The 13153-nt window shown below is 70.2% G+C and carries 10 protein-coding genes; 7 read left to right on the forward strand and 3 right to left on the reverse strand.

Annotation, left to right across the window (positions count from 1 at the left end; all coding sequences use genetic code 11):
- Window positions 1-73 precede the first annotated feature (73 nt).
- The 5 genes from BLA60_RS30095 to BLA60_RS30115 are packed head-to-tail and all read left to right on the forward strand — an operon-like array spanning window position 74 to window position 4803.
- Window positions 74-868: an IclR family transcriptional regulator gene (locus BLA60_RS30095; protein ID WP_075136404.1), complete on the forward strand. Its 795-nt coding sequence runs from the start codon at window positions 74-76 to the stop codon at window positions 866-868.
- Window positions 865-1767 (forward strand): carbohydrate ABC transporter permease, encoded by a 903-nt coding sequence (locus tag BLA60_RS30100; protein WP_075136405.1) that lies wholly within the window; start codon window positions 865-867, stop codon window positions 1765-1767. The genes BLA60_RS30095 and BLA60_RS30100 overlap by 4 nt, the downstream gene beginning before the upstream one ends.
- Window positions 1764-2669: a carbohydrate ABC transporter permease gene (locus tag BLA60_RS30105; RefSeq protein WP_075136406.1), complete on the forward strand. Its 906-nt coding sequence runs from the start codon at window positions 1764-1766 to the stop codon at window positions 2667-2669. The genes BLA60_RS30100 and BLA60_RS30105 overlap by 4 nt, the downstream gene beginning before the upstream one ends.
- A gap of 27 nt (window positions 2670-2696) precedes the next feature.
- On the forward strand, window positions 2697-3971 hold the full coding sequence (locus tag BLA60_RS30110) for an extracellular solute-binding protein (protein ID WP_075136407.1): 1275 nt from the start codon (window positions 2697-2699) through the stop codon (window positions 3969-3971).
- Window positions 3972-4008: 37 nt separating this feature from the next.
- Complete coding sequence (locus BLA60_RS30115; protein WP_154814720.1) at window positions 4009-4803, forward strand: helix-turn-helix domain-containing protein; 795 nt, start codon at window positions 4009-4011, stop codon at window positions 4801-4803.
- Here the strand turns inward: BLA60_RS30115 and BLA60_RS30120 are convergent, their stop codons facing one another.
- The gene (locus BLA60_RS30120) at window positions 4804-6423 is read right to left on the reverse strand and encodes an alkaline phosphatase D family protein (protein ID WP_075136409.1); all 1620 of its coding nucleotides are present in this window, start codon (window positions 6421-6423) and stop codon (window positions 4804-4806) included. It lies immediately after the preceding gene.
- 144 nt (window positions 6424-6567) lie between these two features.
- Between BLA60_RS30120 and BLA60_RS30125 the strand changes: the two genes are divergently transcribed.
- Together BLA60_RS30125 and BLA60_RS45795 are read left to right on the forward strand one after the other, a co-directional pair.
- The gene (locus tag BLA60_RS30125) at window positions 6568-7779 is read left to right on the forward strand and encodes a cytochrome P450 (RefSeq protein WP_075136410.1); all 1212 of its coding nucleotides are present in this window, start codon (window positions 6568-6570) and stop codon (window positions 7777-7779) included.
- 37 nt (window positions 7780-7816) lie between these two features.
- Entirely contained in the window at window positions 7817-8530 is a 714-nt protein-coding gene (locus BLA60_RS45795) for a VOC family protein (protein WP_075136411.1), read from the forward strand.
- Here the strand turns inward: BLA60_RS45795 and BLA60_RS30135 are convergent.
- Window positions 8459-9928: an MFS transporter gene (locus tag BLA60_RS30135; protein ID WP_075136412.1), complete on the reverse strand. Its 1470-nt coding sequence runs from the start codon at window positions 9926-9928 to the stop codon at window positions 8459-8461. The genes BLA60_RS45795 and BLA60_RS30135 overlap by 72 nt on opposite strands.
- Before the next feature lie 154 nt (window positions 9929-10082).
- Window positions 10083-13085: a 3-keto-alpha-glucoside-1,2-lyase-like domain-containing protein gene (locus BLA60_RS30140; protein ID WP_075136413.1), complete on the reverse strand. Its 3003-nt coding sequence runs from the start codon at window positions 13083-13085 to the stop codon at window positions 10083-10085.
- Window positions 13086-13153: the final 68 nt, after the last annotated feature.

The raw sequence follows: 13153 nt of genomic DNA on the forward strand, positions 1-13153 counted from the left end.
GCTTGACAATCCCCACTCTGCGGGTGAACCATCCGGTCACTGCAAGCCGAGTCACACGATGTGGAGTGCGTGAATGGCCGAGTCCGGCACCAACCAGAGCGTCGAGAAGGCGGCCGGCGTGCTGTCGACGTTCCTTCCCGGCGGCCCCCTGCGCACCGCGGACGTGGCCAAGCGCGCCGACCTCAGCCAGTCCACCGCCTCCCGGATGCTGGCCACGCTGGAGTCGGTCGACCTCGTCGAACGCGACGGACTGGGCATGTACCGCCTCGGGCCCGCGCTGGTGACCCTCGGCGCCGCGGTGCTCAACAACCACCCCGTGCACCGCGCCGCCCGCCAACGCGCCCAGAACCTCGCCGCCGACCTGCGCCTGGGCGCCAACGTCGCCGAACGCCGCGGCGACACCCTGTTCTACCTGTGCAACTTCGAGGGCCGGGACGCGCCGAGACCGTTCATGCTCGCCGGACAGCACAACCCACTGCACTCCACCGGGCTCGGCAAGTGCCTGCTCGCCCACACCACCCCCGAACAGCGCCGGGAACTACTCGGTGACGAGCTGCCGCGGTTCACCGAGCGCACCGTTGCCGACCACGACGCGCTCGACGAGGAGATGGCCACCCTGCGCGCGCGGGGCTACACGATGGAGATCGAGGAACTGGCCCTTGGCCGGGCGTGCATCGCCGCGCCGATCCTCGACCAGCACGGCGAGGTCGCCGCCGCGCTGTCGGTCTCGGGGCCGCTGTCCGCGCTCGACCTGGCCAACCGGCAACAGGCGCTGGCCGACATCGTCGTCGAGACCGCCGACGCGATCAGCCTCGACCTCGGTTACGTCGGCCCCCAACACGCCCCGTCGCGGGCGACGAGCCGATGACCACCACCCGTCAGCGGCACACCGGCCGCCGCCTCGGTGACGGCGCCTTCGTGGTGATGCTGGTACTTCCCGGGCTCGCGCTGCTGCTGGCCATCGTGCTGTACCCGCTGATCGCCGCGCTGGTGACGGCCTTCTTCGAACAGAGCCTGGTGTTACCCGGGCGCACCTTCGCCGGCACCGCCAACATCGCCTCGGTCCTGGAAGGCGACTTCCTGCAACTGCTCAACCAGACCCTGTGGTTCACCGTCGGCGCGACGGTGCTGCCCTTCGCGGTCGGTCTTGGCCTGGCGTTGGCGCTGAACACCGGCATCCGCGGCCAACGGGTGCTGCGGGGCGTGCTGCTGGTGCCGTGGCTGGTGCCCGGCGTGGTGGTGTCGTTCCTCTGGCTGTGGATCTTCAACTCCAACTACGGCGTGCTCAACGGTGTCCTGCAGAGCCTCGGCCTGATCGACTCCCCCCAGGCCTGGCTGTCCCAGGAGACCTCAGCCATGGTCGCGCTGATCATCGCCAAGACGTGGACGAGTTTCCCGTGGGTCATGGTCATGCTGCTCGCCGGCCTGCAGACCGTGCCCCCCGAACTCCACGAGGCCGCCAAGGTGGACGGCGCCGGCACGATCCGCAGGTTCTTCTCGGTCACCGTGCCGCACCTGCGCGGAATCATCAGCGTCGTCCTGCTGCTCGAGTTCATCTGGAACTTCCAGCACTTCGACATCATCTGGGTGATGACCGGCGGCGGCCCCGCCGGCACCACCCGCACCTTCGCCGTCGCGGTGTACGAGACCGCCTTCCACGGGCTGGACCTCGGGAAGGCCGGTGCCATCGGACTGCTCTGGATGGTGCTGCTGATGCTGCTGGTCACCGTGTACGTCCGATTCGCCGACCCGGAGCGTGCGCGATGACCGTCACCTCGCCCACCCAGGACCCGACCACACCGGCGCGGCCCAGGACGCCACCCGCGCGCCGCCGCGCTCGTCGCCAGGGCGCGGGCGGCCGGCTCGCCGCCTGGATCGCCGTCGTGGTGTTCGGCTCGTTCGCGCTGCTTCCGGTGTACTGGCTGCTGGCCACCTCGTTCACCCCGACCCAGAGCACCTTCCAGTACCCGCCCAAGCTGATCCCCACCGACCTCACGCTGGAGAACTTCCGCCGCCTGGTCGACAACCCGCAACTGCTGACCTACCTGGTCAACAGCGTCGTGGTCTCACTGATCACCGCCGTGCTGAGCGTCATCGTCGCCGCGTACATGGCCTACGCGTTCGCCAAGCATCGCTTCCGCGGCCGCAAGTCCCTGATGTCGTTCGTGCTGGCCTCCCAGCTGTTCCCGCAGTCGCTGCTGCTGGTCACGCTCTACGGCCTGTTCGACCTGTACGGCCTGCTCAACAGCTACGCCGCCCTGGTGCTCTCGTTCACCACGTTCACGCTGCCGCTGTGCGTGTGGATGCTCAAGGGATTCTTCGACACGATCGACGACGGGATCATCGAGGCGGCCCAGATCGACCACGCCTCCCGCTGGCGGATCGTGCACTCGATCGTGCTGCCCATCTCCGCGCCGGGACTCGTCGCCGCCGGCCTGTTCGCGTTCGTGCGCGGCTGGAACGACTTCATCTTCGCGCTCACCCTCGCCGGTCCCGAGCGGCAGACCCTGCCGCCGGGCCTGGTCAACACGTTCGTCGGCGAGGCGGCGGCCGAATGGGCCCCGCTGATGGCCGCGTCGCTGATCACGTCGATCCCGGTCGTGGTCGCCTTCATCGCGCTGCAGCGCTTCCTCGTCGGAGGTATCGCGGCCGGTGCCGTCAAGGGCTGAGGCCCACAGTTCTTCCTGGAGGTCACCATGCAACGTAGCTACGACCGACGTGCCCTGTTGAGGATGCTCGGGCTCGGCACCGGCGCGGTCGCGCTGTCCGCGTGCGCGCCCAGCGGCGGGGGCGGCTCGACCCCGTCGGGCGATCCCGAGGCCAAGGATTTCACCTTCGCGTCCTGGAGCCTGGCCGACGACGCCTCCAAGATCGGCCCCCAGCATCTGGTCGACGCGTACCAGAAGGCGAACGGCGGCACGATCACCGGCCTGCCGATCGCCTTCCCCGACTACCTCAACCAACTTCTGCTGCAGATCAGGGGCGGCCAGTTCACCGGCGTCGCCCAGCTGGACATCGCGTGGCTGTCCGCGGTGTCCGCGCTCGGGAAGTTACGTGACCTCGGCCCGCTGGCGCAGGGCGTGGACTACACCGACACCGCGCTGAGCACCGGCCAACTGGACGGCAAACAGTACGGCCTGCCGTGGACCACCGCGGCGATCGGGATGATCGTGAACCAGGACATCCTGGCCAAGGTCGGCGCGGACGCGCTGCCCGAGACCGTGTCCGACTTCGAGGCGCTGCTCGTCGAGATCGCCGCGACCGGCGTCCTGCCCTACGCCGCGTCCACCAAGGTCGCGCAGCTCAAGGACATGCTGATCTGGATGCAGACCTTCGGCTGCTCACTGATCGACGGCGACAAGATCACCATCGGCGACGACGCGAGCGTGGACGCCCTCACCTGGTACAAGAGCCTGTACGACCGCAAGCTGATCGCGGCGGACGTGGAACGCACCGACGCGCGCACCCTGTTCTCCCAGGGCCGGACCGCGATGTACGACGACGCGCTGGTCGGCAAGGACGTGGTCGCCAAGCAGTCGCCGGACAAGGAGCTGATCAACAAGATCGCGCCGCACCCCCGACCGGTCGTCGCCGCCGGCGACACCCCGCAGGCCCAGCAGTGGGGACACATCCTGGTGGTGGTCGAGGGCGAGGGCGCGGCGTCGGCCGCGAAGTTCGCCAAGTGGGCCACCTCCGACCCCACCGCGGCGGCCGGCTACTTCAAGGACGTGTCGCTGCCGCCGACGACCGACACCGGTCTGGCCGCGCCCGAGGTCGCCGGCGACCAGTTCACCACCCAGTTCAACGAGCGCGTCACCGCGACCGCGACCCCCAACCCGTTCTGGCGCTTTCCGCAGTACGCCCAGATGGAGAACGCGGTGTCCGAGCACGTGCAGGCAGCCCTGATCGGCAAGTCGTCACCGGCCGACGCGATGCGCGACGCGAAGAAGGCCGTCGAGGGCCTGGTGTGACGCCGGCCCGGGCCGGGAGGTGGAGCGACACCGCGCGGTGATCGGGAACCGGCGGTCCACCCGGGACTGGCTGGACGCCCTGGCCAGGTCCGACGACGGCGGCCTGTTCGATGACCACGGCTACGGGCCGGTCGAACCGCAGCATCGCGCGGGTGAACCGGAACACCTCGTGTGCCTGCTGGTCGCCGGCTGCTGTCGGGCGGTCGTGTCGGGGCGCTCGGTGCTGCTCGCCGCCGGCGACGCACTGTGGGTACCGCCGTACGTGGCGGTCACCCTCGAAGTGGTGAACGCGCCGAGCATCGCCTACCGGCTCCGGCCGCGCGCGGCCGGAGCACCCGAGACGGTGTCCCCGTTCCTGCGGGTGCCCAACTCCTGGGCGCTGCGGCCACTGCTCGACGCCGCCGTCCGGGAACTCGACGCCGGCGGCGAGCTGGCCACCCTGTGCGCGCGTTCCCTGCTCGTTGCCACCCTGTCACGGATGCTCGCCGCCCCCACCGGAGCCACCGGACTCAGCGACACCCAGACGGCGGACGTGGTGGCGCACGCGCGCGCGGACCCGGCGGGCAGGCCGGCGATCGGCGAACTCGCCGCGGTCGCCGGCCTGCCGCAGGACACCTTCGCCCGCCGCTTCCGCGCCACGTTCGGGCAGTCGCCCCGGAGCTGGCTGGTGTCCAGCCGGGTGCACGCGGCGGCACGCCGGCTGGACACCACCGACGAGTCGATCGGCGCGGTGGCCAGCTACTACGGCTACCCGGACGTGTTCTTCTTCAGCCGCCAGTTCAAGGCCGTCGTCGGCGTGGCCCCAGGACAGTGGCGGCAGCGGGAGCGGTGATCAGCCGGGCTGGACCTCGGGAACCCCGTCCGCGACCGTGAACCGGCGCAGTGGGTACACCGGGTCCTCGGGCCGGCTCACCTTGTCCACCGCGCGGAACTCCACCGCCATCCGCTCGGTGTCCAGGTCGACCATCACGTACCCGCAGTGCAGGTCGGCCCACCGCATGTGCGGGTTCACCACGGTGCGGACCTGCCGCCGCTCGTTGGCCACCGGGTCGAAGTCCTGGGCACTGGACACCGACAGGCTGGTGAACTCGGTACCGACGCTCGGCGAACCGAGATCGGTGGTGTCGGACAACAGGTTGGACACGTAGCCGCAGTGCACGTCGCCGGTGAGTACGACGAAGTTGCGCAGCCGCTCGGCGTCCCGCGCCGCCGAGACCGCGTCCAGCAGCCGTTGCTGGGACGCCTGGTAGCCGTCCCAGTTCCCGGACGAGTACGTCGGGGGAGGGGGCCCCTGGGTCGTGTTGGCCGTATTCACCACCGCCATCAGCACGCCCTGGGGTGCGATGTTCCACCGGGCGGGCTCGGCACCCAGGCCCCTGGCGAACCAGCTCTCCTGCTCCTCGCCGAGGATCGTGCGCGCCGGGTCACGGCGTTGCGGCGAGTCGGGGATGGTCCCCGACGCCAGCTCCGGCGTGCGGAACTGGCGTGCGTCGAGCATGTCGAACTGCGCCATCGCCCCGTGCCGCAACCGCCGGTGCAGCCGGGCGCTCGGCCCGACCGGTCGCTGCGGCTGCCGCAGCGGCATGTGCTCCCAGTACGCGCGGTAGCCCGCCGCCTGCCGCAGCAACTCCGCCTCGGTGTCGCGACGGTAGTCGTTGGACACCTCGTGGTCGTCCCACATCATCACCCACGGGGTGAAGCGGTGCGCCGCGATCACCTCGGGCTGGGACTTGTAGAGCGCGTGGCGCAACCGGTACTGCTCGAGGGTGACCGTCTCCGGCACCACCTCCGGCGGCAGGTCGGGCAGTTGGCGACCGGTGGGCAACTGGACGACCGGGTACTCGTAGATGTAGTCGCCGAGGAAGAACACCGCGTCCGGATCCTGGTCGGCCATGTCCCGCATGACCTGGAAGTACCCGGCGCGGTAGTTCATGCACGAGGCGAACGCGAACCGCATCGGCTCCACCGCCGAGTCGGCGGGCGCGGTCCGCGTGCGGGCCACCTCGCTCGCGTGGCCGTGCGCCATGAACCGGTACCAGTAGTGCCGGCCGGGCCGCAGACCGCGAACATCGACGTGCACGGAGAACGAGTAGGCCGACCTGGCCAGCGCGCTGCCCCGGCGTACCACCCTGGCGAACCGCTCGTCCGACGCCACCTCCCAGGTGACGGCGACGGTCTCGTTCGGATTGAGCCCACCGTGCGGTTCGAGTGGCCGAGGCGCGATCCTCGTCCACAGGACGACACCGTCGGGCAGAGGATCACCCGACGCCACGCCGAGGGTGAACGGGTACTCCCGGCGACCGCGTTCCGGGGTGGCGCCGGCGGTCGTCGCGGGGAGCCCGAGGGTGAAGGCCAGCCCGGCCGCGCCGCCGCCCGCGGCGGTCAGGAAACGGCGTCTGGTCAGCGAATCAAGTTCGGTGAACGATCGGCGATCACGCCCGTTGGGGACCATGCGACCAACACTATGGACGCTCCCGGCCCGCCGTACATGCAGCGACTCGGGACCTTTTTGGAGCGACCCGCGTCTCGTTCGACCCCCTGCCGGCGCCGGTGGCGATGATCCCCCCGCGATCGTGAAGTTCGGCACACTGGCCTCATGGGGAACCCGACCGCCACCGTGCCTTCCGTCGACCTGCTGACCGCGCCGGACCCGTTGGCCCAGCTCCTGGAACTCGGCGCGCGGACGCCGCTGAGCTGGGTGCCGGCGTTCGACGCCTACCTGGTGACCGGCTACGACCACGTCCTGGCCGCCATGCGCGACGACGGGCTGCACGCCGCCGACGCCACCCACGTCTTCCACCGCCTGTCACCCGACCAGCAGCAGGCCCTGCGGCCCCTGCGCGCGTCGGTCGACCGGTGGATGGGCCACACCAACCCCGAGGACCACCACCGCTTCCAACAACTGCTCAAGCGCTACTTCACCCCGGGCACGGTCAACGGGCTGCGCCCCCGCGCGCGGGAACTGACCGGTGAACTGCTCGACGCGGTGGCCGGCCGGGGCCGGATGGAGGTCATCGCCGACCTGGCCTATCCGTTGCCCGCCAACATCATCGCCGACATGTTCGGCATGCCAGCCCACGACCGGCACCGGCTGCGCGAGTGGTCCCAGCACATCGGCGTGGTGTTCCAGAACGGCACCGTCGAGGAGCTGCTCGTCTGCCAGCGCAACGTCCTGGAGATGCAGGACTACCTGCGCGAGATCGTCGCCGACCGCCGCGAACACCCCACCGACGACCTGATCAGCATGTTCGTCGCCGCCGAACGTGACGGGGTGGTCGACGAGGACGAGATCGTCGCCAACTGTGTGCTGCTGCTGTTCGCCGGGCACGAGACCACCGCCAACCTGATCTCCGCCGGGCTGCGGATGCTGATGGACCACCCCGACCAGCTCGACCTGCTGCGCTCCCGGCCGGAGCTGACCCGGCACGCCATCGAGGAGATGCTGCGCCACGCCGGCCCGGTGGGCTCGGTCATCCGCGACACGATCCACCCGGTGACCGTCGCGGGCCACGAGCTCCCGGCCGGCGAGCACGTGTTCCTGTCGGTCTACAGCGCCAACCACGACGCGGCGGTGTTCCCCGACCCGCTGCGGTTCGACATCACCCGTACCAACAACCGGCACCTCGGCTTCGGGATGGGCGGCTACTACTGTCTCGGTGCCGCCCTGGCCAGGGTCGAGTCCGACGAGTGCTTCCGGCTGCTGCTCGACCGCTTCCCGGACATCCGCCCGGCCGCCGACGAGGACCCGGTCCTGGTCGCCACCCCACCGATCGGTCAGCGCCTGCGGACCCTGCCGGTGGAGTTCTGACCTGCTGTTGTCGGTGCCCGGGGGCACGATGACCCCCATGACCGCCACCGGGCACCTCGCAGGCGTCGCGCTCGACGCCGCCGACATCGAACGACTCGCGACCTTCTACGCCGAACTCGCCGGCTGGCGCACCGTGCGCCACGTCGAGGACTGGATCACCCTGCGCGCCGACGACGGCCAGGAGGTCGCCTTCCAACGCGCGCCCGACCACCGGCCGCCGCAGTGGCCCGGGCAGCGGTGGCCCCAACAGTTCCACCTGGACCTGCAGGTCACCGGGCACCAGGCCGCCGCGCGTCGCGCCGAGGCCCTCGGCGCGACCCACCTGGCCGACGGCCCCACCTGGATCACCCTCGCCGACCCCGCCGGTCACCCGTTCGACCTGTGCGAGTGTGACGGGCTCGGCGAGCGGGTCGTGCTGTTCGCGGTCACCATCGACGCCCCCGACGCCGCCGGCCTCGCCCGCTTCTACGCCGCCCTGCTCGGCATGGAGCTCACCTACGACGGACCGGAAGGCGCGATGATCAGCGGCGAGGACGTCAACGTGCTGTTCCAGCAGATCAGCGACTACAACCCGCCGCGCTGGCCCGATCCCGCCGCGCCCCAGCAGGCGCACCTCGACGTCCTGGTCACGGATCTGGACGCCGGGCAGGCCAGCGCGCTGGAGCTGGGGGCGACCCGGCTACCCGGCGGTGGCGAGACCTTTCGTGTCTTCGCCGATCCCGCTGGGCACCCGTTCTGTCTGACGGTCTGACCGGGCCGGCCCGGCGCGGCCGGGGATGAACGCCGCCACCACGATCGCGCCGAGGGCGGCGACCGCGCCGATGGCCATGATCAGCCGGAAACCGCCCTGGGAGGGCACCGCGACCGCACCGAACGACGTCGTCAGCTGGGCCAGGATCACCCCGGCGACCGCGCTGGAGGTCGCCGTGCCGATGGCGCGCATCAGCGTGTTGAGGCTGTTGGCGGCGGCGGTCTCCGACACCGGGACCGCCGCCATGATCAACGACGGCATGGCGCCGTAGGACAGGCCGACACCCGCGCCGATCACGCACGACACCAGCACCAGTTGCCACACCGTGGACATCAGCCCGATGCCCAGCGCGTAGCCGGTCGAGACCACGGCCGCGCCGATGATCAGCGTCGTCCTCGGGCCCCTGGTCCGCGAGATCCACGCCGACAGCGGCGCCATGAACATCATGATCAACCCGTTGGGCGCCATCACCAGACCCACGACCAGCATCGTCTGGCCAAGGCCGTAGCCGGTCTCCGCCGGCAGCAACAGGATCTGCGGGACCACCAGCGCCATCGCGAACATCGCGAACCCGAACACCACCGAGGCGAGGTTGGTCAGCAGTACCTGGCGGCGCGCGGTCGTCCGCAGGTCCACCAACGGCCGCGGCGTGCGCAGCTCCCACCACCCCCACACCAGCAGCACCACCACGGCCGCGGCGAACAGGCCGGTGGTCAGCGGGCTGGTCCACCCCCAGGTCGCGCCCTGCGAGACCGCCAGCAGCAGACACAGCAGCGCCGTGGACAACCCGGCCGCCCCCACCACGTCGAACCGCCCGCCGCTGCGCACCGGGGACTCCGGCACCAGGGCCAGCACCAGCAGCGTGACCAGCACACCCACTCCGCCGGCGGCCCAGAACAGCAGGTGCCAGTCCGCGCGTTCGGCCAGGAACGTCGCCGCCGGCAGGCCCAGCGCACCGCCGACACCGAGCGAGGCGCTCATCATCGCCGTGGCCGAGCCGAGTCGCTCGGCCGGCAGTTCGTCGCGCATGATGCTGATGCCCAGGGCGATCACGCCGCCGGCCAGTCCCTGCAGCGCCCGACCGACGATCATCGGCAGCAGCGAGTCGGCCAGCGCGCACACCACCGAACCGCTCACCAGCACCATGAGGCTGGTCAGCAGCATGCGACGCTTGCCGTACATGTCGCCCAGACGCCCGACCACCGGCGTGGCCACGGCGCTCGCGAGCAGCGTCGAGGTGATCACCCACGCGGCACTGGCCGGCGAGGTGTCCAATAGCCGGGGGAACTCCGGGGCCAGCGGGATCACCAGCGTCTGCATCAGCGACACGACGATGCCCGCGAAGGCCAGGACCGCCACGACGGTGTTCGCCCTCGACGTGGTTGGGGCGTTGGGCATGGTCGGCGGCCTCCGGGGAACCTCGGGAATTAAAGCGAGTGCTTTGCCGAGGTTACCGACGGCCGGTCGAGCGACGATCAGTCAACGTCTCAACCGGACCGTGGTTGTGCGGCGGATCACGTGGGGCCCGGCGGCGCCGGGCCCCACGGCCGGCTCAACTCAGCGGCTCGATCCAGACATTCCGGAACTGCACGGTGTTTCCGTGATCCTGCAGGCGAATCGACCCGGTCGACGGCGACTCGGGGATGCTGCCCCCGGTGACCCCGTCGATCGCGACGTCGTCGTGCACGACCGTCCCGTTCCACCGCACGGTCACCCTGGCGTCGGCGACCTTGGTGCCCGCCGCGTCGTAGCGCGCGGCCCGGAACCAGATGTCGTAGGTCTGCCAGGTCTCCGGCGCCGTCGCCATGTTCACGTCCGGCGCCTTCTTCGTGTAGATCGCGCCGGCCTCGTTGTCGGCCAGCGTCGTGTCACCGTAGGAGTCGAGGATCTGCACCTCGTAGCGCTCCTGCAGGTACACCCCGCTGTTGCCCCTGGCCTGACCGACGACGTCCGGCGGAAGCAGCGGCACCCGGAACTCCACGTGCGCCCGGAAGTCCCCGAACGCCTGCCTGGTCCGCAGGTCGCCGCAGCAGACCTCCATCGCACCGCCCTCGACCAGCGGCCAGCTGGCCCGGCGGCCGTCGGTGTGCTGCCACTCCGACAGGTCGCCGCCGTTGAACAGGGTGATCCGCTCGCCCGGCTCGCGGACGCTGATCAGATCGAGGTTGACGTGCCCGGTGTCGCCCTCGTCGACCCGGTACCGGATCGTGTTGACTCCCTTGCGCAGCCGCAGTTTCTCGGTCTTGGTCGCCCACTGCTTCCAGGTCACCGTCGTCGGCAGCACGGTCTGGCGGACCTTCTGGCCGTTGACGTACACGCTCACGGTCTTGTCGCCCTGGAACGGGTTGGGGCCGTTGGAGTAGCGCAGCGCCACGTCGTAGGTCGCCGGGTCGTCGACCTCCACGTGCATCGTGGTGGACGCGCCCTGGTTGCCGAACTGGTCGACGAACCCGACGCCGGAGAAGCCGGCGTGCTCGTTGTCCAGCCCGGCGCCACCCTCGCGGTAGCCCTCCTCGGCCTCGTAGAAGACCTGCTTGGGCGGCGGGCCGGGCAGCGTGTTGAGCGTGTACCACGCCTCGGTGCTCCACAGCTGCTCACCGCTGGCCGCCGAGAACGGACGCGGCGAACGCAGGTACACCACCCGGTCGGCCTTGAGCCCGTCGACCGCCAGGGTCACCGTCCGGCGGTCGGGGGAGACCTGCGCCGAGGCGACCCGCAGGGTCTGTTCGTCCACCTTCGGGCCGCCGTAGGCCTCGGTCGGCACGTAGCGCCACTGGTCGAGCTGGTAGGCCTTCGCCGGGTCCTCGGCGATCGCCGCGACCGTCTCGTCCGACAGCGGCTGGGTGTAGGTGACGCGGAAGCCGTCGCGGGTCACGTTCATCGACTTCATGTCGAACGTGTTGGCGCCGTTGGGGGTCAGCTTCTGCAGGCCGTACTTGAGCTTGCCCTCCTGACCCCAGTTGCCGTCCGCGCCGAGACCGCCGACGTAGAGCGACCCGTCCGGGCCGACGCTCACCTCGGTCAGGCCGACCTCCAGGCCCTGGGTGTGCCGGAACAGCGCGCCCTGGTACTCGCCCTTGACCTTCTCCAGGGCCGCGCGCTGCAACCCGCCGTAGGTCACGTCACCGATCAGCAGCTGCCCGGCGAAGGGCCCCGACTTCAGGGTGATCGGTGCGCTCGGCGAGTTCGCGATCTCGTTCTGCGGCATCCAGAGCACCGGCTTGGTGGGCTGGTTGGCGTCCCAGCGGCCGTCGGGGTTGGTGTAGTGGTTGAAGAACCGGTCCTGCTTGACGTGCACCAGCTTCGAGGCGGGCAGCCAGCCGCCCTGGTTGTCGGTCACGAAGACCTCGTTGCGCGGACCCCAGCCGATGCCGTGCGGGGTGCGCAGCCCGCCGGCGACGTAGCTGACCTTCCCGGTGGCCCGGTTGACCATGATGCTGGTGCCCCGGTCCACGGCCGGCTGCGGGTCGGTGGTCGCGCCGCCGTAGTTGATGGCCACCGACAGGTTGAGGTAGAAGTTCCCGTCGCGGTAGAGCAGGCCGAACGCGAACTCGTGGAAGTTGCCGCTGAACGGCCAGGTGGCGACCGTGTTGTACTCGTCGGCGACGTCGTCCCCGTCGAGGTCCTTGAGCTCGGTCAACTCGTGCTTCTGCGAGACGTAGATCGTCCCGTCGACCACCTTGAGGCCCATCGGTTCGCGCAGGCCCTCGGCCACCTTGGTGTAGGTGACCTGGCTGGGGTCGGTGGCGCCGGTGACGTTGTCCAGCAGGTAGACCTCGCCGAGCGTGTTGAGGCTGCCGCCCCAGGTCGCGATGGCCAGCCGGCCGTCCTCGGTCCAGTCCATGGCCGAGACCTGCGGCTGGAAACCCTCCGGGCGCAGGTTGGTCAGCGTGTAGTTGGGGTTGACCTCGGTCAGCGGGAGGCCGTCACCGGGGGTGTCGGTGAAGCCCTCGCACTCCTTGCGGCCCGGCGCGGTCACCCGCACCACGCCCGCGTCGGTGCTCAGCACGGTGTTCGGCACGACCTCGAAGGCGCCGGCGCCCGGCGGACGCCACTCCAGGCGCAGTACCTGCTCGCCGCCGACCTCGAAGTACTCGGTGCGCAGCGAGTGGTAGCCGGCGGTCAGCGACACCGACCCGTCCTTGGACAACTCGGCATGCCGGCCGTCGTGGTCGATGACGAGCTGGTCGTCGATGTAGAGCATGGACCCGTCGTCGCTGGTGAGCCTGAAGGTGTAGGTGCCGTCGGACGGGATGTTGATGTTGGCCAGGGCGTGGGTGACGAAGTTGCTCTCGAACCCGAACTGTTCGCCGGTGGTCCAGTCGATCGACGGCATCAGCTTGTCGACGTTGGGGGTCTGGCCCGGTTTGAGCGTGCAGACGTTGTCCAACGGGATCTGCACGTCGTAGGTCCGCAGCGTGACACCGGGTTCCTGGGGTGGCAGGTCCTGGGCCGAGGCGGAAGGGGCGGTGAGCGCGGAGATGGATCCGGCGAGGGAGACACAGAGCAGGGCGACGAGCCCTCGTCTGCGCCGGTGACGCGACCGTAAGTGCATTCTTCCTCCTCGAAGAGCACGGAGCAGCCAACGTCAGATCATCTTTCCGTCATAACGACAAAAGTGCC

This window comes from Actinophytocola xinjiangensis, assembly GCF_001921215.1.
In the GTDB taxonomy this organism is placed as follows: Bacteria; Actinomycetota; Actinomycetes; order Mycobacteriales; family Pseudonocardiaceae; genus Actinophytocola; species Actinophytocola xinjiangensis.